This is a genomic window from Streptomyces cinereospinus (assembly GCF_042430725.1).
GTDB lineage: Bacteria > Actinomycetota > Actinomycetes > Streptomycetales > Streptomycetaceae > Streptomyces > Streptomyces cinereospinus.
On the sequence record NZ_JBHMCY010000098.1, the window covers coordinates 1 to 24,992 of the forward strand.

At 74.7% G+C, this 24,992-nt stretch carries 23 protein-coding genes and 1 pseudogene; 6 read left to right on the forward strand and 18 right to left on the reverse strand.

Annotation, left to right across the window (positions count from 1 at the left end; genetic code table 11):
* Nucleotides 1–162: 162 nt before the first annotated feature.
* Nucleotides 163–1,839, forward strand: coding sequence for a penicillin-binding transpeptidase domain-containing protein (locus tag ACFF45_RS32355; RefSeq protein ID WP_381350461.1), 1,677 nt, complete (start codon nucleotides 163–165; stop codon nucleotides 1,837–1,839).
* A 10-nt stretch (nucleotides 1,840–1,849) separates the two neighbouring features.
* On the opposite strand, the gene ACFF45_RS32360 is transcribed toward ACFF45_RS32355, so the two are convergent.
* Nucleotides 1,850–2,212 carry an SsgA family sporulation/cell division regulator gene (locus ACFF45_RS32360; protein WP_381350462.1) on the reverse strand — a complete coding sequence of 121 codons (363 nt, stop codon included), beginning with the start codon at nucleotides 2,210–2,212 and terminating at the stop codon, nucleotides 1,850–1,852.
* Between the two features lie 168 nt (nucleotides 2,213–2,380).
* Here ACFF45_RS32360 and ACFF45_RS32365 point away from each other — a divergent pair, with 168 nt between their 5' ends.
* The 5 genes from ACFF45_RS32365 to ACFF45_RS32385 all read left to right on the forward strand — a co-directional run bounded on the left by ACFF45_RS32365 (nucleotide 2,381) and on the right by ACFF45_RS32385 (nucleotide 6,822).
* Nucleotides 2,381–3,436, forward strand: coding sequence for an energy-coupling factor ABC transporter permease (locus ACFF45_RS32365; RefSeq protein WP_381350464.1), 1,056 nt, complete (start codon nucleotides 2,381–2,383; stop codon nucleotides 3,434–3,436).
* A gap of 1 nt (nucleotide 3,437) precedes the next feature.
* Nucleotides 3,438–4,199, forward strand: a complete 762-nt coding sequence (gene cbiQ, locus ACFF45_RS32370; protein ID WP_381350465.1) for a cobalt ECF transporter T component CbiQ — start codon at nucleotides 3,438–3,440, stop codon at nucleotides 4,197–4,199.
* Nucleotides 4,196–4,972: an energy-coupling factor ABC transporter ATP-binding protein gene (locus ACFF45_RS32375; RefSeq protein WP_512701208.1), complete on the forward strand. Its 777-nt coding sequence runs from the start codon at nucleotides 4,196–4,198 to the stop codon at nucleotides 4,970–4,972. The genes cbiQ and ACFF45_RS32375 overlap by 4 nt, the downstream gene beginning before the upstream one ends.
* A gap of 113 nt (nucleotides 4,973–5,085) precedes the next feature.
* Complete coding sequence (locus ACFF45_RS32380) at nucleotides 5,086–5,556, forward strand: organic hydroperoxide resistance protein (protein ID WP_381350467.1); 471 nt, start codon at nucleotides 5,086–5,088, stop codon at nucleotides 5,554–5,556.
* A gap of 87 nt (nucleotides 5,557–5,643) precedes the next feature.
* Complete coding sequence (locus tag ACFF45_RS32385; RefSeq protein WP_381350469.1) at nucleotides 5,644–6,822, forward strand: serine hydrolase domain-containing protein; 1,179 nt, start codon at nucleotides 5,644–5,646, stop codon at nucleotides 6,820–6,822.
* A 488-nt stretch (nucleotides 6,823–7,310) separates the two neighbouring features.
* Here the strand turns inward: ACFF45_RS32385 and ACFF45_RS32390 are convergent, their stop codons facing one another.
* The 17 genes and pseudogenes from ACFF45_RS32390 to ACFF45_RS32470 all read right to left on the reverse strand — a co-directional run.
* The gene (locus ACFF45_RS32390; RefSeq protein ID WP_381350470.1) at nucleotides 7,311–8,294 is read right to left on the reverse strand and encodes an NAD-dependent epimerase/dehydratase family protein; all 984 of its coding nucleotides are present in this window, start codon (nucleotides 8,292–8,294) and stop codon (nucleotides 7,311–7,313) included.
* A gap of 140 nt (nucleotides 8,295–8,434) precedes the next feature.
* Nucleotides 8,435–9,448 carry a nuclear transport factor 2 family protein gene (locus tag ACFF45_RS32395; protein WP_381350471.1) on the reverse strand — a complete coding sequence of 338 codons (1,014 nt, stop codon included), beginning with the start codon at nucleotides 9,446–9,448 and terminating at the stop codon, nucleotides 8,435–8,437.
* Nucleotides 9,449–9,629: 181 nt separating this feature from the next.
* Nucleotides 9,630–9,860, reverse strand: coding sequence for an acyl-CoA carboxylase epsilon subunit (locus ACFF45_RS32400; RefSeq protein WP_381350473.1), 231 nt, complete (start codon nucleotides 9,858–9,860; stop codon nucleotides 9,630–9,632).
* Nucleotides 9,857–11,623, reverse strand: coding sequence for an acyl-CoA carboxylase subunit beta (locus ACFF45_RS32405; protein WP_381350474.1), 1,767 nt, complete (start codon nucleotides 11,621–11,623; stop codon nucleotides 9,857–9,859). Before ACFF45_RS32405 ends, ACFF45_RS32400 begins: the two co-directional genes overlap by 4 nt.
* A complete protein-coding gene (locus tag ACFF45_RS32410; protein ID WP_381350475.1) occupies nucleotides 11,601–12,410 on the reverse strand; it encodes a 4'-phosphopantetheinyl transferase family protein in 810 nt (269 codons plus the stop codon). Before ACFF45_RS32410 ends, ACFF45_RS32405 begins: the two co-directional genes overlap by 23 nt.
* Nucleotides 12,407–12,856: an acyl carrier protein gene (locus ACFF45_RS32415; protein WP_381350476.1), complete on the reverse strand. Its 450-nt coding sequence runs from the start codon at nucleotides 12,854–12,856 to the stop codon at nucleotides 12,407–12,409. The genes ACFF45_RS32410 and ACFF45_RS32415 overlap by 4 nt, the downstream gene beginning before the upstream one ends.
* 71 nt (nucleotides 12,857–12,927) lie before the next feature.
* Complete coding sequence (locus tag ACFF45_RS32420; RefSeq protein WP_381350478.1) at nucleotides 12,928–14,346, reverse strand: MFS transporter; 1,419 nt, start codon at nucleotides 14,344–14,346, stop codon at nucleotides 12,928–12,930.
* Between the two features lie 4 nt (nucleotides 14,347–14,350).
* Nucleotides 14,351–16,774: pseudogene (locus tag ACFF45_RS32425) on the reverse strand (SDR family oxidoreductase); the annotation flags it as partial.
* On the reverse strand, nucleotides 16,762–17,706 hold the full coding sequence (locus ACFF45_RS32430) for an aromatase/cyclase (protein WP_381350479.1): 945 nt from the start codon (nucleotides 17,704–17,706) through the stop codon (nucleotides 16,762–16,764). The pseudogene ACFF45_RS32425 and the gene ACFF45_RS32430, both read right to left, overlap by 13 nt.
* 38 nt (nucleotides 17,707–17,744) lie before the next feature.
* Entirely contained in the window at nucleotides 17,745–18,530 is a 786-nt protein-coding gene (gene fabG / locus ACFF45_RS32435) for a 3-oxoacyl-ACP reductase FabG (RefSeq protein ID WP_381350480.1), read from the reverse strand.
* A gap of 127 nt (nucleotides 18,531–18,657) precedes the next feature.
* Nucleotides 18,658–18,930, reverse strand: coding sequence for a phosphopantetheine-binding protein (locus ACFF45_RS32440; RefSeq protein ID WP_381350482.1), 273 nt, complete (start codon nucleotides 18,928–18,930; stop codon nucleotides 18,658–18,660).
* 212 nt (nucleotides 18,931–19,142) lie between these two features.
* Nucleotides 19,143–20,363, reverse strand: a complete 1,221-nt coding sequence (locus tag ACFF45_RS32445) for a ketosynthase chain-length factor (protein ID WP_381350483.1) — start codon at nucleotides 20,361–20,363, stop codon at nucleotides 19,143–19,145.
* Nucleotides 20,360–21,631 (reverse strand): beta-ketoacyl-[acyl-carrier-protein] synthase family protein, encoded by a 1,272-nt coding sequence (locus ACFF45_RS32450; RefSeq protein ID WP_381350485.1) that lies wholly within the window; start codon nucleotides 21,629–21,631, stop codon nucleotides 20,360–20,362. The genes ACFF45_RS32445 and ACFF45_RS32450 overlap by 4 nt, the downstream gene beginning before the upstream one ends.
* On the reverse strand, nucleotides 21,628–21,957 hold the full coding sequence (locus ACFF45_RS32455; RefSeq protein ID WP_381350486.1) for a TcmI family type II polyketide cyclase: 330 nt from the start codon (nucleotides 21,955–21,957) through the stop codon (nucleotides 21,628–21,630). The genes ACFF45_RS32450 and ACFF45_RS32455 overlap by 4 nt, the downstream gene beginning before the upstream one ends.
* A 53-nt stretch (nucleotides 21,958–22,010) precedes the next feature.
* Nucleotides 22,011–23,477, reverse strand: coding sequence for an FAD-dependent monooxygenase (locus ACFF45_RS32460; RefSeq protein ID WP_381350488.1), 1,467 nt, complete (start codon nucleotides 23,475–23,477; stop codon nucleotides 22,011–22,013).
* Nucleotides 23,478–23,568: 91 nt separating this feature from the next.
* On the reverse strand, nucleotides 23,569–24,531 hold the full coding sequence (locus ACFF45_RS32465; protein WP_381350490.1) for a hypothetical protein: 963 nt from the start codon (nucleotides 24,529–24,531) through the stop codon (nucleotides 23,569–23,571).
* 5 nt (nucleotides 24,532–24,536) lie between these two features.
* Nucleotides 24,537–24,992: acyl-CoA carboxylase biotin carboxyl carrier protein subunit (locus ACFF45_RS32470; RefSeq protein ID WP_381350491.1), on the reverse strand; the 456-nt coding region annotated here is incomplete at its 5' end.

Here is a 24,992-nt window from a genome sequence, read left to right on the forward strand (position 1 = left end):
CGGGAGTGCGTGCCGGGCGTCGCGACGGGGCGAACGTCGCCTGCCGCGGCACTAGGGTGGTGCCGTCGTTGGGGACTGTGAGGACCACCAGGCCGGTACGGCCGTAGGGGCCGCGCCGATCGGCGGAGCGGACCCGGGGAGCGCGCGGAGGATCGGGAAGCAGTGGGCAGAAGAAGGCGCGTCGCCGAGCGACCGAAGACCAGGCCCGCCGTCATCGGCGGGGTGCTCGCCGTCGTCGTGGGCGGCGCCGGGATCGGCGCCTACGCGCTGTTCGGCGACGGCTCCGTGAGCGGGAAGGACGCGTCCCTGACGGCCGCCGCCGAGCGGGGAAGGCAGGTGCGGACCGGTCCGCTGTCGGCGCGGGAGGTCACCACCGCGGCCCGGGCGTTCCTCGCGGCCTGGCAGCGGGGCGAGGTGAGCGGCGCGGCGGCCGCCACCGACGACGCCGAGGCCGCCGGGGCGCTGCTGACCGCGTACGCCAAGGACGCCCGGATCACGGGCCTCACGCTCACCCCGGGGGCGCGCAGGGGCGCCACCGTGCCGTTCACGGTGCGGGGCACGGTGACCTACCGGCAGGTCAGCAAGCCGGTGACGTACCGCAGTTCGCTGACGGTGGTGCGGCGGGCCGCGGACGGCGAGCCGCTGGTCGGCTGGCAGCCGTCGGTCCTCCACCCCGGCCTGCGCGCGGGCGACCGGCTGGTCACCGGCGAGGCGGGCACCCCGCCGGTGAAGGCGCTGGACCGGGACGGCGGCGAGCTGACCACCGCGAAGTACGCGTCGCTGGCGCCGGTCCTGGACGGGCTGCGGGAGAAGTACGGCAAGACGGCCGGCGGCACGGCCGGCGTCGAGCTGCGCGTGGTCCGCGGCAAGGCCTCGCAGCGGCAGAAGCTCTCCGACCGGACGGTCCTGGAGCTGAGCGAGGGCACGCCGGGCGAGGTGCGGACCACGCTCAGCGCGTCGCTCCAGGCCGCCGCGGAGCAGCAGGTCGCCTCGCGGGCGCGGGCCTCGGTGGTGGTCCTGAAGCCCTCGACCGGCGAGATCCTGGCCGTGGCGAACTCCTCGCCGAACGTCAACACGGCCTTCCAGGGCGCGCTGGCGCCCGGCTCCACGATGAAGGTCATCACCTCCTCGCTGCTTATCGAGAAGGGGCTGGCGTCGGCGGACAAGGCGCATCCGTGCCCGAAGTACTTCACGCACGGCGGCTGGAAGTTCCAGAACGACGACAAGTTCGAGATCGAGGGCGGCACGTTCAAGGCGAGCTTCGCGCGGTCCTGCAACACCGCCTTCATCAGCCAGGCGCCGAAGCTCGCGGACGACGACCTGACCAAGCAGGCCCAGCAGGTGTTCGGCCTGTCGCTGAACAACTGGGCGGTCGGTGTGCCCACCGTGGACGGCTCGGTTCCGGTGGAGTCCAGGGCGCAGATGGCCGCCGCCCTGATCGGCCAGGCCGGGGTGCGGATGAACCCGCTGAACATGGCGTCGGTGTCGGCGACGGTGCAGTCGGGCGTGTTCCGCCAGCCGTACCTGGTCGACCCGTCGGTGGACGGGCGGACGCTGGCGACGGCCTCGCGCACGATGTCCGCCTCGACGCTCTCCCAGTTGCGGGAGCTGATGGCCTACACGGCGGCGTACGGCACGGCGGCGGAGGCGATGGCGGGGGTCACCGGGAACGTCGGCGCGAAGACCGGCTCCGCGGAGGTCGACGGGCAGAAGAAGCCCAACGGCTGGTTCACCGCCTACCGCGGGGACCTGGCCGCCTCCGGTGTGGTCCAGGCGGCCGGGCACGGCGGGGACACGGCGGGGCCGATCGTGGCGGCGCTGCTGAAGCGGGGCGGCTGACGGCGTCCGGTCAGCGCCGGGCGACGGGGGTGGCGGCGGCCAGGTAGGTGCGCCGCAGGAAGCGCATCAGCGCCTTCAGGTCGAAACGGACGACCGCGGTGCCCTGCGGGGAGTGGAACTCGACCACGGCCTGCACCCGGCCGCACGGCCACACCCGGACCTGCCCGTCGCCGGCCGGGGCGCGCAGGCCCTGTTCGAGCAGGTCCCGGGAGAAGGTCCACTCGTGCGGGCCGGGCAGGCCGATCCGCACCGCGCGCGGGTCGCGGTCGGGGTCGTAGCGGAGCACGACCGGTATCGCGCCCCGCTCGTCCAGCGTCTGGACGTCGGTGTCCGTGACGATCTGGGCGCGCGCGTACTGCTCGACTACGGACATCGAAACGACCCCTCACCGTGCGTGACGTACGCGGAAACGATGGATCCGCTTCCCCTCCAATGTCCCATATTTCCGGGCTGACGCCCGCCGGAGCGGCCGATCTCGGCTCTACAACAGGGACAGTCTCGCTCTTGCAAGGGTTTCGCAGTAAGCGCCTATCATCGAACGGTGCACGTACCTGACGGATTCATCAATGCCCCCACCTCGGCGGTGGCCGGAGTCGTGGCCGCCGGCGCCGTCGCCGTGAGCCTGCGCGGCGCGCGCCGCGAGCTGGACGAGCGGATCGCGCCGCTGGCCGGTCTGGTGGCGGCGTTCATCTTCGCGGTGCAGATGCTGAACTTCCCGGTCGCCGCCGGGACCAGCGGACATCTGCTCGGCGGCGCCCTCGCGGCGATACTCGTCGGCCCCTTCACGGGGGCCCTGTGCATCGCCGTCGTCCTGCTCATGCAGGGCGTCCTCTTCGCGGACGGCGGGCTGACCGCGCTCGGCGTGAACATCACCGACATGTCGGTGGTCGGCGTCGGCGTCGCCTACGTCGTCTTCCGGGGCCTGGTGAAGGTGCTGCCGCGCACCCGGCGGTCGGTCACCACCGCCTCCTTCGTCGCCGCGCTGGTGTCGGTGCCGGCCGCCGCCCTCGCCTTCACGCTGTTCTACGCCGTCGGCGGCACCACGGACGTCGCCATCGGCAAGGTCGCCACCGCCATGGTCGGCGTGCACCTGCTCATCGGCATCGGCGAGGCCCTGATCACCGCGCTGACCGTCGGCGCCGTCGTCGCGGTCCGGCCGGACCTCGTGTACGGCGCCCGGGACCTGCGCCGGCCGCTGCGGCTGCGGGTCGACGGCGAGCTCGTCGACGCCCCGGCCGCCGAGGCGCCCGCGCCCGCCGCCCGGACCTCGCGCCGCACGCTGTGGATCAGCGGGCTGGCCACCTCCCTCGTGCTCGCCGGGTTCGTCAGCTTCTACGCCTCCGCCAGCCCCGACGGCCTGGAGAAGGTCGCCGAGGACAGGGGCTTCGCCGCGTCCGCCGAGGAGCACCACACCGCCGGCTCCCCGCTCGCCGACTACGGCGTGCGGGACGTCGACGACGCCCGCCTCTCCGGCGGCCTCGCCGGGGTGATCGGCGTCGGCGTCACGGTCGTCGCGGGCAGCGCGGTCTTCTGGGCGGTGCGCAGGCGGCGCACCGGCGAGACGGCCGGCCCGGCCGTCACCGGCACGAGCGTCTGACATGGGTGCGGGACACGCCCACAAGCTCTACCGGCGGGGTTCGTCACCCGTGCACGCCCTGCCGCCGCACACCAAGCTCGCCGCCGCGTTCGCCTTCGTGGTGGTCGTGGTGTCCACCCCGCGCGAGGCGGTGTGGGCGTTCGGCGGGTACGCCGTGCTGCTGGCCGTGGTGGCCGCCCTCGCGCGGATCCCCCCGCTGTTCCTGCTGAAGCGGCTGCTGATCGAGGTGCCGTTCGTCGCGTTCGCCGTACTGCTGCCGTTCGTGGCGGAGGGCGGGCGGGTCGAGGTGCTGGGCGTGTCGCTGAGCGTCAGCGGACTGTGGGGCGCCTGGAACGTGCTCGCCAAGGGCACGCTGGGGGTCACCGCGTCGGTCCTGCTGGCCGCCACCACCGAGCTGCGGGAGCTGCTGCTCGGCCTGGAACGGCTGAGGCTGCCGCCGCTGCTGGTGCAGATCGCCTCCTTCATGATCCGCTACGGTGACGTCATCTCCGGCGAGATGCGGCGGATGCGCATCGCCCGGGAGTCGCGCGGGTTCCAGGCGCGCGGCCCGCGGCACTGGGGCGTGCTCGCCAAGTCGGCGGGGGCGCTGTTCATCCGCTCCTACGAGCGCGGGGAGCGGGTGCACCTGGCGATGCTGAGCCGGGGGTACACCGGTGTCATGCCGGTGATCGACGAGGTGACCGCGTCCCGGGCGCAGTGGTCGTACGCCCTCGCCCTGCCGGGTGCCGCCCTGGTCGTCTGTCTGCTGGGATGGGTGCTGTGACGAACACTGTGACGGAAGCCGCGACCGAGGCGTCCCTGGAGGTCTCGCGCCTCGCCTTCGCCTACCCCGACGGGCATCAGGCCCTGTTCGGGGTGGACTTCCGCATCGGGCGCGGCGAGCGGGTCGCGCTGCTCGGGCCGAACGGCGCCGGCAAGACCACGCTGGTGCTGCACCTCAACGGCATCCTCGACGGCGGCACGGGCTCGGTGCGGGTGGCCGGGCTGCCGGTGGACCGTGCGCACCTGGCCGAGGTGCGGCGCCGGGTCGGCATCGTCTTCCAGGACCCCGACGACCAGCTGTTCATGCCGACCGTCCGGGAGGACGTGGCCTTCGGCCCCGCGGCGGCCGGGCTGAAGGGCGCGGAGCTGGACGCGCGGGTGGAGCGGGCGCTGGAGCAGGTGGGGATGGCCGGTTTCCACAACCGCCCGCCGCACCACCTCTCCTTCGGGCAGCGGCGCCGGGTGGCGGTCGCCACCGTGCTCGCCATGGAGCCGGAGATCCTCGTCCTGGACGAGCCGTCGTCCAACCTCGACCCCGCCTCGCGCCGCGAACTGGCCGACATCCTGCGGGCACTGGACGTGACCGTGCTGATGGTCACGCACGACCTGCCCTACGCCCTGGAACTCTGCCCGCGCGCGCTGATCCTCAGCGAGGGCGTGATCGCGGCGGACGGGCCGACCGGCGACCTGCTGCGCGACGACGCCCTGATGCGCGCCCACCGCCTGGAGCTGCCCTTCGGATTCGACCCGCGCTCGGTGCCGACGGACGCGTGACGCCGGCCGCCCGGGGCCGCCCCGGGTTGCTACCCCCCGGTAACAACCATGGATCGCCGACCAGTACCTTGTGCTCCGTCCAGTTGCGCGTCCATGTTCCCGGGAGGCCGTCCTTGACCGACGACACCGCTGCCGACACCGCCGCCGGCGCCGCCGCCGACACCCGCCCGAGGAAGATCGTGTATGTCGCCGAGGCCACCTCGCACGGCGGCCGGGACGGCTACGTCACCAGCCAGGACGGGCAGATCGAACTCAAGGTGGCGATGCCGCCGGAGCTGGGCGGCGACGGCGACGGCACCAACCCCGAGCAGCTGTTCGCGGCCGGCTACGGCACCTGCTTCCACAACGCCCTGATCCTGGTCGGCAACCGGTCCGGCTACGACCTGACCGGCTCCACGGTCGCCGCGAAGGTCGGCATCGGACCCAACCGGCAGCGCGGCTACGGCCTCGCCGTCGCCCTGAGCGTCTCGCTGCCGGTGCTCGACGCGGAGGTCGCGGCGCGCCTGGTGGCCGAGGCCCACGAGGTGTGCCCGTACTCCAACGCCACCCGCGGCAACATCGACGTCACGATTCTGCTGGGCTGACGGGACCCCGGCGTGACCGGGGAATCGCGGACCGTCCGCGCGCGTTGCATCCACCGGCGCGGCGAGTGAAGTGGACGGAGTACGGGCGTGGACGTGAACGGCGCAGTGGCCGAGGGCTTCGAGCCGGTCGGGGAGGCGTTCGCACGCAACTTCGAGGTGCTCGGCGAGCGGGGCGCCGCCGTGACCGTCTACCGGGACGGGCACAAGGTCGTCGACCTGTGGGCGGGCACCAAGGACGTCGACGGTACGGCGCCCTGGGAGCAGGGCACCGCGCAGATCGTGCGCTCGGCGACCAAGGGCGTCGCCGCCGCCGTTCTGCTGCTGCTGCACCAGCGGGGCGAGCTGGACCTGGACACGCCGGTCGGTGAGCTGTGGCCGGAGTACAAGGCGGCGGGCAAGGAGCGGACCCGGGTACGGCATCTGCTCGCGCACCGGGCCGGGGTGCCGGTGCTGGACCGGCCGCTGACCCCGGCCGAGGCCGCCGACCCGGACCTCGGGGCCGCGGCGGTGGCCGCGCAGGCCCCGCTGTGGGAGCCGGGCAGCGCGCACGGCTACCACGCGCAGACGTACAGCTGGCTGGTCGGCGAGGTGGTGCGGCGAGTCGGCGGGCGGTCGGCCGGGCAGTGGATCGCCGAGGAGATCGCCGGGCCGGCCGGGGCACGGCTGTGGCTCGGGCTGCCGGACGCGGAGGCGGCGCGGGTGGGCCGGGCCGGGCGGATCGAGGCCCCGCCGGCGGCGAACGGGCTGCGGACGCGGCCCAGGCGGGCGGTGGCCGACGCGTACGCCGACCCGGACTCCGTCACCCGCCGCGCCTTCGCCGCGATCACCCCGGCGCCGGACGAGAACGACCCCGCCTACCGGGCCGCCGTCCTGCCCGCCTCCAGCGGCATCGCGACGGCGGACGGACTGGCCCGCTTCTACGCGTCGCTGATCGGCCAGGTGGCGGGCGGGGTCCGGCTGTTCACGCCGGAGACGGCCGAGCTGGCGCGCGCGGAGCGGTCGGCCGGGCCGGACCGGGTGCTCGTCGTCGGCACCCGCTTCGGGCTCGGGTACATGCTGCACGGCAGCGCGTCCCCGCTGCTCTCCCCCACGTCCTTCGGCCACCCCGGGCGGGGCGGCGCGCTCGGCTTCGCCGACCCCGAGTCGGGTGTCGCCTTCGGCTACGTCACCAACGGCTTCCGCACCGGCGTCACGGCCGACCCCCGGGCGCAGGCGCTGGTACGCGCCCTGCGCGGGGTCCTGAACGGCCCCGGGGGCGTCTCCTAGGGCGAGCCCGGCCAGATCCGGCGTGACTGCCTCCGGGCGCTCGGACAGCCGACGGTGTGCGTCCGCCGCCGGCCAGGGCCCGGCGGTACCAGGGCGCGCAGTCGCCGACTGCCCCCGGGCGCTCGGACAGCCGCGCGGCTGCCTCCAGGCGCTCAGACAGCCGACGGTGTGCGTCCGCCGCCGGCCAAGGCCCGGCGGTACCAGGGCGCGCAGTCGCCGAACGCCTCCAGGTGCTCGGACAGCCGCCCGGCTGCCTCCAGGCGCTCGGACAGCCGACGGTGTGCGTCCGCCGCCGGCCAGGGCCCGGCGGTACCAGGGCCCGCAGTCGCCGAACGCCTCCAGGCGCCCGGACAGCCGCCCGGCTGCCTCCAGGCGCTCGGACAGCCGACGGTGTGCGTCCGCCGCCGGCCAGGGCCCGGCGGTACCAGGGCCCGCAGTCGCCGAACGCCTCCAGGCGCCCGGACAGCCGCCCGGCTGCCTCCGAGCGCTCAGACAGCCGACGGTGTGCGTCCGCCGCCGGCCAGGGCCCGGCGGTACCAGGGCGCGCAGTCGCCGAACGCCTGAGCGAACGGGGCTCCCGGGCCGGTGCTCAGCAGCGACCACAGGGCGCCGCTGTCGTAAAAGCGGTCGACCGCCACCAGCGCCAGCGGGCGCCGGGCGCCGGGGCCGTGGGCGTCGAGCCGGCGCAGGGCCTCGTCCAGGGGCAGCTCACCGGCGGGCAGGGGCAGGTCCAGGGCGCCGCAGACGGTGGTGACCAGGTCCCGCAACGTCACCGGCTCGGGGTGCGCGGCGTGCAGGACGCGGCCCGCGGCGGGCTCCCTCCCGGCGGGCGCGAGGGCCAGTTCGGCCAGGGCGCGGGCGAGGACGGTCGCCGGGATCAGGGAGAGGCGGGCGGCGGCGCCGTCCACCCAGTGGGGCAGCCGGCGCACCAGCTGCACCAGGCCGGGGACGACCCAGGTGTCGCCCTCGCCGTAGACGAGGTAGGGGCGGACGACGGTGCCGCCGGCGGCCAGCACCAGCCGCTCGCCGGCGAGCCGGGTCTCGCTGGTCGGGGAGACCGGCGCCTCGGCGATCCGGCCCTCGGGCTCGCCGCGGTGCGGTCCGTCGCCGTAGACGGCGGCGGTGCCGAGCTGCACGATCCGGCGCACGCCCGCCCGGGCCGCCTCGGCCAGCAGGGCGCGGGTGCCCTCCTCGTTGACGGTCCGGCACTCCTCGCGGGTGCCGCCGATGCGGGCGGCGAGGTGCAGGACGGTGGTGACGCCCTCGCAGACGCCGTGCAGGGACGCCGGGTCGGCGAGGTCGCCGGGCACGGCCTCCGGGCCGCCGCCGGTGGCCCCGGGGCCGGGGCGGTGGTGGGTGAGCAGGCGCAGCGCGGGGCCGTGCGGGGCGGCGGACGCCCTCCGCAGCAGTGGCACGACATGCGAGCCGATGAAACCGGTGCCGCCGGTCACCAGGATGCGTTCGCAGCTCACGTGCGCCTTCCGCCGGGGTCGCTGGTCAGGACGTGCCGGAGCGTCACTCTCCTCCACCGGCGGTCCGGCGGGCAAGGGGCGCCGGCCGGGGGCGGGTGCCGCCGCCTCGTCGGGGGCGGCACGCCCGCGCGGCCGTGGTGTCACACGGACGCCGTCGCGGTCTCCCGGCGGCGCTCGGTCCGGTCCGCGTGCGTGAACAGGTCGGCCAGGGTGGCGGCCAGTTCGCTGACCGACTGCTCGCGCAGCAGGTGGTGGGTGGGGACCGGGATCCGCAGGGCGCTCTCCAGCTTGCGCTGGAAGGCCAGGGCGGTGAGCGAGTCGATGCCCTGGGCGTAGAGCGGGCGGGTCCGGGGGATGCGGTGGGCCGGCGGAACGTCGAGGTGCGTCTCCAGGGTGCGGCAGACGAACGCCTCGATGGCCCGCAGCCGGGCGTCGCCGGAGGCGGTGCGCAGGGCGCCGAGGTCCAGGGTGGCGGCCGGGGATGGTGACACGGTGTCGTCCTCTCGGGTGGGCGGGGCGGCGGCCGGGCGCCGGGCGCGCGGCCGGGGCTGGGAACTGCGCAGGGCGGCGGGTGCGGGACCGGGGCGCGGCCCCGCACCGTCGGACCACACCAGCTGGAACCGCCAGCGGCTGATCCGCCAGCCGTCCGCGGTGCGGACCGCCTCGCCCTCGCTGTAGCCGCCGATGTCGAAGCGGCCGCCGGGGTCGGGGCCGTCGTCGTGGTGGACGTGCGAGGCGAAGAGGTGGACGCGGACGCGGGCGGTGTCGCCGTCCAGCGCGATGCCGTGGTTGGCGGCCAGGTGGTGGGTGCGGGCGAAGCGGGACTTCCGGTCGAAGTGGAAGGCCGCGGCGGTGTCCAGGCCGCGCACCGTGCCGACCGGGAACTCCAGCCGGCAGTCCTCGGTGAAGACCGTGCGGGGCCACGTGTCGTCGTACCCGTGGCGGTCCTGGACGTCGAGCAGGGTGACGTACCGGTCGATGAGTTCGGTGATCTCGGCCCGGTCGGCCAGGTCGCGCACCCGGTCCCGCAGGGCGTCGAGTTCGGCCCGCGGGAGGGTGACCGTGTCGCCGTGGTCGCGGGCGTCCTCGTCGCGGGCGTCCTCGTCGCGGGCGTTCTGTTCTCCGCCGTTCTGTTCTCGGTGCGGGGAGGTCATGGGGAAGTAGCTCCGTTTCACGAAGGGTCGGGCCGGGTCCGCCGCGGTGCGGCCCGCGCCCCCGGCGGGACGCGGGCCGCACCGGCGTGCGGCTCCGCCGGGGTGGACGCACCCGCCACGACGGCGCCTCGGACGGTCGAGACACCCTCTGGGGCGCGGCGCGGCACTTCCGGCGGAGCGCTCAGGCCGCCCGGCTCCCCGCGATCCGCCACCCCCGCGGGTCGCGGTGCGCCGGGACGCGTTCCGGGCGGCGCCAGCTCGCCGTGGGGGTGGGGGCCCGGTCCCGGAGGCCGGGGCCGAGGGCCGCGAGGGCGGCGGCGCGGGAGAGCAGCACGCTGGTCAGGGCCGCGAGTTCGGCCGGGCTCGCGGTGCCCTTCACCACCTTGATGACCAGCGCGTCCGGCGTGCTCACTGCGGTGGGTTGCCGTGCTTGCGGCACGGCAGGTCGGCCTGCTTGCTGCGCAGCATGGACAGGGCGGCGGCCAGGGCCCGCCGGGTGTCCCGGGGGTCGATCACATCGTCGATCAGGCCGCGCTCGGCGGCGTAGTAGGGGTGCATCAGCTCCGCCTGGTACTCCTTGATCTTCTGGGCCCGGGTGGCGTCCGGGTCGTCGGAGGCGGCGATCTCCCGGCGGAAGATGACGTTCGCGGCACCCTCGGCACCCATCACCGCGATCTCGTTGGACGGCCAGGCCAGCGCCAGGTCGGCGCCGATGGACCGGGAGTCCATCACGATGTACGCGCCGCCGTACGCCTTGCGCAGCACCAGCGAGATGCGCGGCACCGTGGCGTTGCAGTAGGCGTACAGCAGCTTGGCGCCGCGCCGGATGATCCCGTTGTGCTCCTGGTCGACGCCCGGCAGGAACCCCGGTACGTCGATCAGGGTGACGATCGGGATGTTGAAGGCGTCGCAGAACTGCACGAACCGCGCCGCCTTCTCGCTGGCGTCGATGTCGAGCACCCCGGCGTAGGAGGCGGGCTGGTTGGCGACGATGCCGACCACCTCGCCGTCCAGCCGGGACAGCGCGCACACCACGTTGGTCGCCCAGCCGGGGTGGACCTCGAAGGACTCGCCGTCGTCGGCGATCTCCTCGATGACGGTCCGGATGTCGTACACCCGGCTCGGGTCCTCGGGCACCACGTCCAGCAGCCGGTCGGTGCGCCGGTCGGCCGGGTCGCCGCCCGGCACCCTGGGCGGCAGTTCGCGGTTGTTGGACGGCAGCAGGGAGAGCAGGTAGCGCACGTCCTCCATGCACGCCCGCACGTCGTCGTACGCGAAGTGCGCGACCCCGGAGGTGGTCGCGTGCACGTCGGCGCCGCCGAGGTCGTTCTGGGTGATCTCCTCGCCGGTGACCGCCTTGACCACGTCGGGTCCGGTGATGAACATCTGGGCGATGTCGCGGACCATGAAGACGAAGTCGGTCAGCGCGGGGCTGTAGGCGGCGCCGCCCGCGCACGGGCCGAGCATCACGCTGATCTGCGGGATGACGCCGGAGGCCTTGGTGTTGCGCTGGAAGATGCCGCCGTAGCCGGCGAGCGCGCTGACGCCCTCCTGGATGCGGGCGCCGGCGCCGTCGTTCAGCGACACCAGCGGCGCGCCGGCCGCCAGGGCCATGTCCATGATCTTGTGGATCTTCTGGGCGTGGGCCTCGCCGAGGGCGCCGCCGAAGATGCGGAAGTCATGCGCGTAGACGAAGACCGTACGGCCGTGGACCGTGCCCCAGCCGGTGATCACACCGTCGGTGTAGGGACGTTTCTTCTCCAGTCCGAAGCCGGTGGCCCGGTGCCGGCGCAACGTCTCGACCTCGACGAAGGACCCCTCGTCGAGCAGGAGTTCGATCCGCTCGTGGGCGGTGAGCTTGCCCTTGGCGTGCTGCCGCTCGGTGGCCAGCGGATCGCCGTGCCGGGCGGCCTGCTTGATCAGGCTCAGTTCCTCCAGCCGTTCCGCCGCGCTCCACTGCCCGCGGTGCTCGCGGTCGTGCAGGCTCGGCCGGTCGGCGGCGGCCTGCGCCGCGGACTTCCGGTCGGAGCTCGCGTCGGACTTCGCGTCGGACTTCGCGTCGGACTTCGCGTCGGAGTGCTGGGCGGCCGTCCGGGCGGACTTCTCGCCGGACTTCTGGTCGGACTTCTGGTCGGTCGTCATGTGGTGGGTCTCACGCTCCCCAGTCAGGTTCATGCGTGGTCATGCCGTCGGCGTCCAGGTCCACCGTCCCGCCCGCGTGCAGCGCGGCCGGCGGCACCCAGCGCACGGTGACCCGCTCCGGGGGCCCGCCCAGCACCGCGACGGCGGCGTTGTGGCGGGGCCCGGACGGCAGGTCCAGCAGCGTCCACCCGGACGGGCGGCGGCGCCGGTCGGCCCCCAGGTAGTCCTGGGCCGGATCCCGGGACAGGCCGGTGCCGAGCGCCTTGAGGTAGGCCTCCTTGCGGGTCCACATCCGCCCGAAGAGCTCCCGCCGGTCCGCCACGCCCAGGCCCGCCAGCTCCTCCTGCTCGCCGGGGTGCAGGGCCGGGGCGCACACCTCGACCGTCTCGTCCCTCGGCAGCCGTTCCACGTCGGCGCCGATCACGGTGGCGGCGACGGCCACGACGGCCATGCCGTGGCTGTGCGCCAGCGAGAAGTGCAGCGGCGGGTCGGGGTGGGCGACGGCGGGCCGTCCGTGCGGCTTGCCGCATCCGGGGCAGGGCTCCCGCACGAACGGCACCTCGCGCGGCGGCAGACCCAGGTAGGCGCCGAGCAGGCGGCGCAGCGCGATGTGCGCGGAGGCGTACGTGATGCCGTCGGTGGGGCGGACGAAGGAGGCGGTGCGCCGGCGTTCCGCGTCGTCCAGCTCCGACAGGTCCAGCAGCTCGGCCGCCACGTCCAGCCGCGGGCGGCGCACCAGCCACACGTCGAGCTGCCCCGGAGCCGGCACCCGCGACGTCGCGGTCTCGGGTCCCTCGCGGACCACCAGCTCCGGGATCACGTCGTGCCCGGCCCGTCGTGCGAGATCAGGTGGACTCCCTGCCCGCCGTGCTTGTGCGGGTCGTCCTCGGGACCGAGCTGCCCGGACAGGCACGCGATGAGCTCGGCGGCGCTGTTGGCGCGCAGCAGCATGTTGAGGTTGACGTCGAGGCTGAGCGCGGTCTCCATCCGGCGCTGCAGTTCCAGGCCGTTGATGGACCCGATGCCGAGGCTGTTCATCGGGCGGCCCTCGGTGTCGATGGTGTGCGGCGGCACCCGCAGCACCCGGGCGAGTTCGGCCCGTACGTACGCGTCGATCAGACGGACCCGTTCGGGCTCGTCGCAGGCGGCGAGGTGGGCCGGGTCCGGCGGGTCCACCTCGACGACGGTGTCCTGCTCGAACTCGTAGTCGCCGTCGTCGAATGCATCGAGGTCGTCGAAGACCCATGTCTTCGTTGTCTGGTTCATGGGCGTGCCCCGTTGGGTGTAGGTGGGGTGGGTGGGCGGAAGGGCGGGACGAGCGGGCCGGGCGCGCCGGCTCAGGTGCGCCGGAGGCCGGTGAGGCCGACGAGCAGCCCGAGGCCGCCGAGGGCGGCCACGAACACCAGCGCGGGGCGGCAGGCCGCGGCCGCCTCGGCCGGGGTGGCGCCGGGCACCGCGGCCGCGGCGAGCAGCGCGGCGACGGCCGCGACGGCGAGCGCCGCGGCGAGCTGCACGGCCGTCTGGTACAGCCCGCTGCCCGTGCCCCGGTCGGCGGGGCGCAGCCGTGCCGTCGCCTGCATGTTCAGCGCGGCGAAGGACAGCACGAAGGCGGCGCCGACCAGCAGCAGCGTCGGCAGCAGCCGGGTGGGGTAGTGCGGCGGCCAGGACGGGTCCAGCTGGAGCAGGTAGCCGGCGAGGGCGCAGCCGGCGCCGGCCGCGATCAGCCGGGGCGCGCCGAAGCGGGCGACCAGGCGCCCGGAGGCGAGCGCGGTGAGCGCGGGCGGCACGGCGGCCGGGAGCAGGGCCAGCGCGGCCGCCTGCGGCGACCAGCCGGCGACGGTCTGCAACTGGTACGTCAGCACGAACAGCAGCCCCAGGTAGGAGCCGTTGAGGCAGGCCGCGCCGAGCGCCGAGCGGATCAGCGCGGCGTCGCGCAGCGGCCGGACGAGGGGATCGGGGGTGGTGCGTTCGACGACCGCGAAGACCACCAGCAGCAGCACCGCGGCGGCGAGCGGCCCGGCCGCCCGGGGCGCGGTCCAGCCGTGCGCGGCCACGGCACCGACGCCGTACACCAGGGCGACGAGCGCCGCCGTGAAGGTGGCGGCGCCGGCCAGGTCGTAGCGGCGCGGGGCGGTGCGCGGCGCGGTGGCCTCCTCGTCCGGGATCAGCTTCAGCCCGAGGGCGAAGAGGACCAGCACGACCGGGGCCGGGAAGGCGAAGGACAGCCGCCAGCTGATGTCGGTGAGCCAGCCGGACAGCAGCAGTCCCGCGGTGAAGCCGCCGGCGCCGAACAGGGCGTAGACGGACACCGCCCGGTCGCGGGGCGGGCCCTGCGGGAAGGCGGTGGCGATGATGGCGAGGCCGGTGGGGGCGGTCAGCGCCGCGCAGAAGCCCTTCACCAGGCGGGTGGCGACGAGCAGCGCGGGCTCCTGGGCGAGGGCGCTGAGGGCGGAGGCGGCGGCGAAGGCGAGCAGCGCCGCCAGGTAGACCCGGCGGCGCCCCAGCAGGCTCACCACCCGGGCGCCGAACAGCAGCAGGCCGCCGAAGCCGACGGCGAAGCCGGTCATCGCCCAGTGCGCGTCGCTCGGCGGCAGCCCGAGGTCCGTGCCGATCGAGGGCAGCGCCACGACCGCCACGGACACCTCGAGCGCGTCGATGAGCATGTTGCCGGCGAGCACCAGCAGGAGCCCCCACAGCCGCGGGTCCCACCGCCCGTCCCCGGTGCCGGCCTCGGGCGCGGGGTGCGTCCTGGTCATGGCGTCACCCCAGCAGGGTGCCGCCGCTCGCGTCGACGAAGGAGCCGGTGACCCAGCGGGCATCGTCGGAGACGAGGAAGGCGACCACGTCGGCGACGTCCTGCGGTTCGCCGACCCGGTTGAAGGTGGACAGCGCCGCCATCGCCTCGACGGCCTCGGGGATGTCGAACACCGGGTTGCCGTTGCGGGTGATGCCGGGGGCGACGCTGTTGACGGTGATGCCGCGCGGGCCGAGCGCCTTGGCGTAGTGCAGGGCGAGCTGCTCGGTGGCGCCCTTGCTCATCGCGTAGGCGATCTCGTCGGGGTTGGCGAACCGGGTCAGCCCCGAGGAGATGTTCACGATCCGCCCGCCGTCGGGCATGTTCGCCAGGGCGCGCTGGATGAGGAAGAACGGCGCCTTGGCGTTGACCGCGAAGATCCGGTCGAACATCTCCGGCGTGGTGTCCTCGGGTTTCACCCCGCCCATCACCCCGGCGTTGTTGACCAGGATGTTCAGCTCGGTGGAGCCGGTGCGCTCCTTCAGGCCCTCCTCCAGGGCGAGGAACAGCTCGTGCACGTCGCCGGGGGCGCCGAGTGGGGCGCGGACGGCGAACGCCCGGCCGCCGTCCCGCTCGATCCCGGCGACGACCTCCTCGGCCGCGTCCTTGCTGCTGCCGTAGTGCACGGCGACCAGCGCGCCGTCGCGGGCCAGCCGCTCGGCGGTGGCCCGGCCCATGCCCCGGCCGGCGCCCGTGACGAGCGCCGTCCTGCCGGTCAGGTTGCCCATCTTCCGTCTCCTGACGTGGTGTTGTCCGGTGAGGTACGCGGTGCTGGGGGTGCGCGGGGTGCTTCGGGTGGCGGAGGTGCGAGGGGGGTGCGGGGCCTGCGCGTCCGGCGTGAACCAGCGGGCGAGCGCCGCTTCGAGGCCGTCCGGGGTGTCGCCGGCCCAGGCGACGTATCCGTCGGGGCGGACCAGGAGGGCGGCCGCGCCGGGCAGTGCGCCGTCGTCGGCGGGGCGCGCGGCGACGGTGTCGACGGCGCCGGCCCACGGGCGCGCGGCCTCCGTGAAGGCGGCCCGCGCGGACCCGTCGGCGGTCAGCACCAGCAGTACGCCGCGCCCCTCGCGCAGCAGGTCCAGGGTGGTACGGGGCTCCGCGCGCCCGGCGACGGCTCCCGCCGGGCCCGCGCTCCGTACCAGCTCCGCGCCGGGCAGCCGCGCCCCGACGGGCCCGGCCCCGCCGCCGCCCGCCGGCTCCGGTGCGGACGGGTCACCGGCCGGCGCGTACCGCACGTCCAGCCCGCTGATCGTCCCGGCCAGATGCGCCCGCACCCGCTCGTACGCCGTCAGCTCGCCGACCACCGAGCGCAGCGCCTCCACCTCGGGCCCGCCCAGCAGCAGCCGGGCCTGGGCGCGGATGGCGGACAGGACCCGGCGGCCGACGCCGTGCCGTTCCTCGTGGTAGGTGTCGAGGAGGCCCTCGGGGGCCCTCCCGCGCACGGTCGCCGCCAGTTTCCAGCCGAGGTTGACGGCGTCCTGGAGGCCGAGGTTGAGGGCCTGGCCGCCGATCGGCATCTGCTGGTGGGCGGCGTCGCCGGCGAGCAGCACCCGCCCGGAGCGGTAGCGCTCGGCCTGCCGGGAGGCGTCGCCGAAGGAGTTGACCCACAGCGGGGTGCCGTGGGAGATGTCCTCGCCGGTGACCTCCCGCCAGGCGGCGACGACGTCGGCGAAGCGGGCCTCGCCGGCGCGCGGCGGGGCACCGAACCGGTGGACCATCACGCGGGTGACGCCGTCCCCGCGCCGGGCGGCGATGGCGAGCCCGTTCGGCAGCCGTTCGAACCGCCGGTCGCGGATCTCGATGCCGTCGACGTCGGCGCGGATCAGCTCCCGTTCGGCGTCGTTGCCGGGGAAGCCGATGCCGGCCAGGCCGCGCACGGCGGACTGTTCGCCGTCGCAGCCGACGACGTAGCGGGCGGTGAAGGTCACCGGCCGGCCGGCGTGCCGGGCCGTCACCGTCACCCGGTCCGGGCGCTGGGTCACCGCGGTGACCTCGTGGCCGCGCAGCACGCGCACCCGCAGGCGGCCCGCGCGGGCGCCGAGGAGTTCCTCGGTGCGCACCTGCGGCACCTTCCACTGCCCGGGGTAGGGGCTGGGCAGGGTGAGGTCCAGTGGCAGTCCGCCGAAGTGGCCGCGCGGCTCGTGCGGCGGCAGCGGGTCGCCGAACCCGTCCGGCCCGTCCAGCAGCCCGCGCTGCCGCAGGATCTCCATGGTCCGCGCGTGCAGCGTGGAGGCCCGCGACTCCGTCGTCGGGGCGTCCAGCCGCTCCAGTACGGTCACGTCGGCGCCGCCGAGCCGCAGTTCCCCGGCGAGCATCAGCCCGACGGGTCCGGCGCCGACCACGATGACGTCCGTATCGACCGCGTCGGCGCCGGCCACGGTCAGCGCCTCGCTTCGGCGTACGCCTTGGCGTGGCCCAGGGTGGCGCGGCTGTTGGTGCTCAGCGCCGAGCGCACGTACTCCCGGGCCTCGGCGACGCCCGCCCCGGGCCCGAGGATCTTCTCGATGTTCTCCGGGCGCAGCACGACGGTGTGCTGCGAGGAGGCGGTGCAGCCGGTGTCGGTGCCGGTGAACGTCCAGTAGCCGGTGTGCAGGTTCATCAGGGCCGGCAGCGTGGTCTGCTTGTAGGCGATCTTCCGGCCCTCCAGGCACACCCGGTACGACTTGGTGGTGTGCGTGGAGCCGTCCTTGGCGCGGGTGTCCATCTCCAGGGTCTGCAGCCCGGGGACGTCCTCGGTGAGCCGGACGGTCGCCACGTGCGGCAGCCGCTCGGACCACAGGCCGGCCTCGTTGACGAAGTCGTAGACGTCCTTGGCGGACCCCTCGACCTCGACGGTGTCCTCGAAGGAGAACGTCAGCTCGGCGGCGGCGGTGGCGAGTTCGACGCTGGTCTTCAGGGCCGCGAGCTCCGAGCGCGAGTTGCGGTCCACGGCCTCGTCGATCCAGGTGAGGCTCGCGGGGTCGTCGTCGACGGCCGTGTAGTCGTGCAGCAGCCGCACGCGCGAGGCCGCCTCGCCCTGCGGCTCGATGATCCAGGCGCCGCCCATGGAGGCGACCGGCGGGGTGGAGACCTGCTGGCGGAAGGTGATCCGCAGGGCGTCCGGGTCCAGGGCGCGGCGCGAGGTCCAGTTCTTGGGCTCGCCGTTGGCGGTCGCCCAGATCCGGATCAGCTCCTCGCCGCCGGAGCGCTCCAGGTGGTCGACGTAGATGGTCGGGGGGAAGATCCGCGGCCAGTTCGCCACGTCGGCGATCAGCCGGTAGACGTCGGCGGCCGGGGCCGAGACCGTGATCTCGTGCTCGACTTCCCGCAGCTCGGAAGCGGACATGCGTGAACTCCTCGAAGGGGTACGGGGTGGCGGGCGGATCAGAAGTTGCCGAGGCCGCCGCAGACGTTGAGGGCCTGGGCCGTGATGGAGGCGGCGGTGTCGGAGGCGAGGTAGCCGACCAGCCCGGCGACCTCCTCGGGGGTGGAGTAGCGGCCGAGCGGGATCTTCGCCGTGAACTTCTCCATGATCGCGTCCTCGGAGGTGTCGTACGCCGCCGCGTAGCCGGCGCGCACCCGCTGCGCCATGGGCGTCTCGACATAGCCGGGGCAGACCGCGTTGACGGTGATGCCGGTGGGGGCGAGCTCGTTGCCGAGGGCCTTGGTGAAGCCGACCACGCCGTGCTTGGAGGCGGAGTAGGGGGCGCCGAGGACCACGCCCTGCTTGCCGGCCGTGGAGGCGATGTTGATGATCCGGCCGCGGCTCCTGTGCCGCATGCCGCCGGTGGTCAGGACCGCGCGGGTGAGCCGGAAGACGCTGTTGAGGTTGGTCTCGACGACGTCGTACCAGAGCTCGTCGTCGATGTCGGCGGTGACGCCGCCGCCGGACCGGCCGGCGTTGTTGACCAGGACGTCGACGGTGCCGAAGCGGTCGACGGCGGCCTGCACGAAGTTCTCGATGGACAGCGCCGAGCGCACGTCGAGGGTGGCGCCGTCGACGTCGAGGCCGTCGGCGGTCAGCTCCTTGACGGTGCGGGCGACGTTGCCGGCGTCGCGGGAGCCGAGGAAGACGCGGTGGCCCTGCTCGGCCAGCAGCCGCGCCACCGCGAGGCCGATTCCGCTGGTGGCCCCGGAGACGAGGGCGACCCGCTCGTGCTTGTCGGACATGTCTGCTGCTCCCTTGTGGGCATGGGTGGGCATGCGGGTGTGGGGGGCGTGCGCCGGTGCCCCGCTCGGGGACGGGCACCGGCGCACGGTGGGGGGAGGGTGCGGGGGTACGGCCTCGCGGGCGGGCTCAGGCGGCCTGCGCGGACTCCGCCAGCTGGGCGTTGACGATCTCCAGCAGCGCGCGCGGCGTCTTCGCCTCGGTGACCACGCCGTCGTCGAGGGAGATGCCGTAGTCGCGCTCGATGCGGCCGCAGGTCTCCAGGATGGCCAGCGACTCGTAGCTGAGCTCCTCGAAGTCGGTGTCGAGGATGTCGCCGTCCAGGTCGATGCTCTCGTCGGCGCCGGCGGACTCCAGCAGGATGCGCTTGAGGTCGTCGAGGGTGAAGGACTGGGTGGGCACGGGTGGTTCCTCTCGTCAGGGTCGTACGGGGCACGGACGGACGCCCGCGGCCCGGCCCGGGGGCGCGGGAGAGACGACCGGGCCGGACGCGCGGACGCGCTCGGGGGCGGGCGGCCGGGCACGGCCGCGCACGGGACGCGCTCGGGACGCCGCGGGCGGGACCGCGCGCCCGGCGCGGGGCAGGTGGGTCGCCCGGGGACCGTGGGACGGCGCTACGGGGCCGTGACGACGGTGGCCGCGTTGAAGCCGGCGTGGCCGCGAGCGAGGACCAGCGCGGTGCGCACCTCGCTGACGCGGGCCTCGCCGGTGACCAGGTCCAGGTCGTAGGAGGCGTCGGCGCGCACGTTGGTGGTGGGCGGCACGACACCGTCCCGGATGGCGAGCAGCGCCGTCGCCACGTCGAGCGGGGCGGCGCCGGAGTACAGCCGGCCGGTCATCGTCTTGGGGGCGGTGACCATGACCCCGTGCGGACCGAACACGTCGGTCAGCGCGTCCGCCTCGATCCGGTCCAGCTCGGGCACGGCCGCCCCGTCGGCGAAGACCACGTCGACGTCGCCGGCGTCCACGCCCGCGTCGCCGAGGGCGATCTCGATGGCCTTGCGCAGGCCGGGCGGGCGGCCGCTGCCGGGCGCGGGGTCGAAGGTGGCCCCGTGGCCGGCGACCTCGCCGTACACCCGGGCACCGCGCCGGGCGGCGGCCTCGGCGGACTCCAGGATCAGGATGGCGCCGCCCTCGCCGGGCACGTGCCCGGCGGCGGCCGCGTCGAAGGGCAGGTAGGCCCGGTCGGGCTCCTCGCCCCGCGACAGCCGCCCGCTCGCCAGCTGGGCGACCCAGCCCCACGGGCAGATCGAGGCGTCGATCGACCCGGAGACGATCAGCTGGGTGCCCTTGCGGATCTGCCGCCGGGCGTGGGCGAGCGCGTCCAGACCGCCCGCCTGGTCGGAGACCAGCACCCCGCTCGGGCCCTTCATGCCGTTGCGGATGGAGATCTGGCCGCTGTTGACGGCGTAGAACCAGGCGAAGGACTGGTACGCCGAGACGTACTGGCTGCCCTGGCTCCACAGCTTCTGCAACTCGCCCTGGCCGAACTCGAAACCGCCGGAGGAGCTGGCGGTGACCACGCCCATGTCGTAGGCGGACAGTTCGGCGGGCAGGACGCCCGCGTCGGCCAGCGCCCAGTCGGTGGCGACCAGGGCGAGCCGGGTCATGTGGTCGGTCTGCGCGAGCAGCCGGCTGGGCAGGTGGTCGGCGGCGTTGAAGCCGGGCACCTCTCCGGCCAGCTTGGCCGGGTAGCCGGTGGGGTCGAAGCGGGTGACGCGGCCGATGCCGCTCTTGCCCGAGCGGGTGGCCGCCCAGTAGTCGGTGGTGCCGAGGCCGTTGGGGGCGGCGACGCCGATCCCCGTGACGACGGTCCGCGTCTCGGCCGTGCTCATGCCGCGCTCCTCTCCGGTCGGGCGAGCACCATGGCGCTCTGGAAGCCGCCGAAGCCGCTGCCGACGGTCAGCACCGCGTCGGTGCGGTGTTCGCGGGCCGTCAGCGGCACGTAGTCCAGGTCGCACTCCGGGTCGGGGGTGTGCAGGTTCGCCGTCGGGGGCACCACGTTGTGCTCCATGGCGAGGACCGAGGCGGCGATCTCGATCGAGCCGATCGCGCCGAGCGAGTGCCCGACCATCGACTTGATGGAGGACACCGGGGTCCGGTGGGCGTGCTCGCCCAGGCTCTTCTTGAACGCGGCCGTCTCGTGCCGGTCGTTCTGCTTGGTGCCGGAGCCGTGCGCGTTGACGTAGTCGATGGCGTCCGGGTTCAGCCGGGCCTCGTCCAGCGCCACCGTGATGGCCTCGGCCATCTCCACGCCGTCCGGGCGCAGGCCGGTCATGTGGAAGGCGTTGCAGCGCGAGGCGTAGCCGGCGATCTCGGCGTAGATGTGCGCGCCCCGCTTCAGCGCCCCTTCGAGCTCCTCCAGGACGAACACCGCCGATCCCTCCCCCAGCACGAAGCCGTTGCGGGTCCCGTCGAAGGGCCGCGAGGCGTGCTCGGGGTCGTCGTTGCGCGGGGTGGTGGCCTTGATGGCGTCGAAGCAGGCCAGGGTGATCGGTGAGATGGGGGCGTCGGTCGCGCCCGCCACCACCGCGCACGCCGAGCCCTCGCGGATCAGTTCGGCGGCGTGGCCGACCGAGTCCAGGCCGGAGGTGCAGCCGGTGGAGACCACCGTCGCGGGGCCCTCGGCGCCCACCGCCCACGCCACCTCGGCGGCGAAGGAGCTGGGCACCAGGTAGTCGTAGAGGTGGGGTACGGCATAGGTGTGGTCGACCAGTTTCAGCCGGCCGCCGTCGCTGACGACGCGGTACTCCTGGTCCAGGCCCATGGTGGCGCCGACCGCGCTGCCGATGGTGACGCCGACCCGGTGCGGGTCCGCGCCGGTCAGGTCCAGTCCGCTGTCGGCGAGCGCCTCCCGGGCGGTCACCACGGCCAGCTGGGCCGCGCGGTCCATCCGGCGGATCTCCTGCGGGCTCAGCCCGTGCTCCTCCGGGTCGAAGTCGATCTCCGCGGCGACGCGGGAGCGGAAGGAGGAGGGGTCGAAGAAGGTGATGCCCCGGGTGGCGGTGCGTCCCTCGCTGAGCAGGTTCCAGAAGTTCTTGGTGCCGACACCACCGGGGGCCGTGACCCCGACCCCGGTGATGACCACTCGCCTGGCGCTCACGCCCGGCCCTCCCAGTCGTAGAAGCGCGTGGCGACCGCGTCGGCGGGGGACCGCCAGGTCGCCGGGTCGTAGGCCTCGATGAACGGCTTGAGGTCCTCGCTGATCTGCACGAAGCGGGGGTCGGTCTTGGCCGCCTCGATCAGCTCACCGCCGTTGTCGGTGTCGAAGTTCTGGAGGTGGAAGTACAGCCCGCGGTAGGTGAAGAGCTGACGGCGCCGGGTGCCCATCAGGTGCGGCATCTCGGTCGCGTCGAACTCCTTGAACAGCCGGGCCACCTCCTGGCTGTGCCCCGGTGCCATCCGGGCGACGATCAAGGTGCTGTGCATGGTCTCTCCCTCAGCGATACGTGGATACGTGGGACAGGGCGGGGCGGACGTGCTCAGCGGGCCGGCCCGAACCAGCGCTCCAGGGCCATCGGGAGGTCCGCGTGGCTGCCCGGTGCGGCCCAGGCCACGTAGCCGTCGGGGCGGACCAGGACGGCCGTGGTGCCGGCCAGAGGGCTGCCGTCGGGCACGCCGGGCCGGGCGGTGACGATGTCGACGCGGTCCTGCCAGGCCCAGGCGCGGTCGCGCAGCCGCTCGTTGTCCGCGAGGTCCAGCAGCACGCCCCGGCCCGGGTGCAGCGCCTCGGTGCTGGAGGAGACCAGCCGGTGCCCGGTCAGCGGCACGTCCGGCAGCCGGCGGCCGAGCAGCGGGTGGGGTCCGCCGTCGAGGTCGTAGTGGATCTCCAGGCCGGACACCATCGCCGCGAAGTGCCGGCTGACCTCGGGATAGCGGATCAGCTCGGTCAGCACGTCGCGCAGCGGCTGCACCTCGGGCCCGGACAGGAACAGCAGCCCCTGCGCCCGGGTGTTCATCAGCAGCCGCTCGCCGACCGGGTGCCGCTCGGCGTGGTAGGTGTCGAGCAGCGCCTCCGGGGCCCGGCCGCGCACCACCGCGCCCAGCTTCCAGCCGAGGTTGACCGAGTCCTGGATGCTGGTGTTCATGCCCTGGCCGCCGGCCGGCAGGTGGATGTGCGCGGAGTCGCCCGCGAGGAGGACCCGGCCCCGCCGGTACTCGGTGACCTGCCGGGTCGCGTCGCCGAACGAGGACACCCACACCGGCTCGGCGTGCGAGATGTCGTCGCCGGTCAGCCGCTGCCAGGCCGCGGCGACCTCGTCCCAGGTCGGCGGCTGCTCCCGGCGCTGCGGCGGGGTGCCCCGCTCGCACACGATCAGCCGGGTGATCCCGCCGGGCAGCGGGCCGACCATGACCATGCCGCCGGGCAGGGTCTCGCCGATCATCCGGGGCTCCAGCCGGATGCCCTCGACGTCGGCGAGAAACATCTCCAGCGTCGCCGCCGTGCCGGGGAAGTCGAAGCCGGCGGCCTTGCGGATGGTGGAGCGGCCGCCGTCGCAGCCGACGAGGTACTCGGCGCGCAGCAGGTGCACGCCCTCGGGGCCGCGCACCTCGACCTCGACGCTGTCCTCCTTCTCCTTGACGGACAGCACCTCGTGGCGGCGCCGGACGTCCGCGCCGAGCTGCGTGGCCCACCCCTCCAGGACGGTCTCGGTGACCGACTGCGGGATGGTCTTGGCGGCCTGGTGGGCCCCGTCGAGCACGCCGAAGTCGACCGGCAGGCCACCGAAGTGGCCCACGTTGCTGACCTCGATGTCGCCGAACCGGGGCAGCAGCCCGCGCTGGTCGAAGACCTCCATGGTGCGGGCGGTGAAGCCGAGGCCGCGCGACTCGCCGGTGCGGGCGGGCAGCTTCTCCAGCACGATGACGTCGACGCCGGCGAGCCGCAGCTCGCCGGCCAGCATCATCCCGGCCGGTCCGGCGCCCACGACGATGACTTGTGCGTCCATGACACTCCTCGGGACAACCCGCCCTCCGGGCGGGGAAGGAACGGGTCGAAAAGAGTTCAGAAGCCGTCAGGAACCGGTGCGGGGGCGCGCTTCAGCGGTAGAAGCGGCCGATCCCCTGGTTCGCCACGTGGGCGGCGGCCGTGTGGCGCGGGTCGGGCGCGATCGCCTCGTGCCGCACGGCGACCTCCGCGAGCTTGATGGCGTGCTCGTCGCCGATCTCGGCGGCCCGGGCGAACACCTCGGCCGCGTCCGCCGCCGCGGGCAGCGGTGCCGCCGGCCGGGGCGTGGCGTGGAACCAGCCCAGCATGGCGCGGCTGACGGCCCGCGCCGTCCGGTACGACGGCAGCCGCTGCTCCTCGGGCAGGTGCGCGACGACGAGCCGTACCGCGGCCGGCCCGGTGACCGCGTGGATCAGCGGGATCGGGTGGCGCTGGGCGACGGTGGCGTAGCGGCCGGAGTACTCGGCGACCAGGTCGTCCAGCGCCCGGACGACCGGCTCGCGCCCGTCGTCGCCGCGCGGCGGGAGCGGTTCCGGCCCGTCGTCCACGGTCACCCCGCCGGTGGAGTGCCGTGCGGCCCAGTAGCCCAGTCCCCGGGCCAGCTCGGCCCGCTGGACCGTGTCGTCCGCGCCCGCGGCGGCGACGGCGCGTACCGCGTGCGCGGTGCGGATCACCCCGTGCGTCAGCATCCCGGACATGCCGGGCAGCAGCCGGGGCCACCAGCGGGCCAGCACCTCGGTCCACGGCGCCCCGGCCAGCTCCCGCTCGAACAGCGCGGTCCAGTCGGCGACCCGGGAGAACTCGCCCAGCGCGCCCCGCCAGTCCGCCGGGTCGGCCGGGTCGATGTCCCAGCGGCGCTCGGGGACGTCGTGGTACTCCCGGTGGCGCAGGTTGTGGTCGACCCAGCCGGGTACCTCGTCGGCGTACCCCATGTGCGCCAGCGCCTCCGCGGCCATCGGGGCGTGGTTGACGAAGGACCCGCCGTGTTCGAAGCCCACGCCGCTCAGGCGCTGGAGCGCCTCGCTCACGGCGTCGGTGTAGGTGAGTGCTGCCACGTGGATCAGTCCTTGAGGTCACAGACGGCGGCGCCGGAGGACAGGGCCTGGCCCGCCGTGGCGGTGAGCCCCGTGACGGTGCCGGACTTGTGCGCGGTGAGCGGCTGTTCCATCTTCATCGCCTCCAGGACGACGACCAGTTCGCCCTGCTCGACCCGCTGCCCCTCCGCCACGGCGACCTTGACGACGGTCCCCTGCATCGGAGAGATGAGCGTGTCGCCGCAGACCCCGGCGCCCGCTCCGCCGCCCGGCCCCCGGCGCCGCGGCCGGGCGGCGCCGGACCCGACGAGGCTCGGCGACCGCTCCGGCAGCCGCCCGAGCGACGCGGGCAGCGTCACCTCCAGCCGCTGCCCGCCGACCTCCACGACGACGGTCTCGCGGGCCGGCTCCTCGTCGGCCTCCGGGTCGGCGGGGGCGGTGAAGGGCTCGATGTCGTTGACGAACTCGGTCTCGATCCAGCG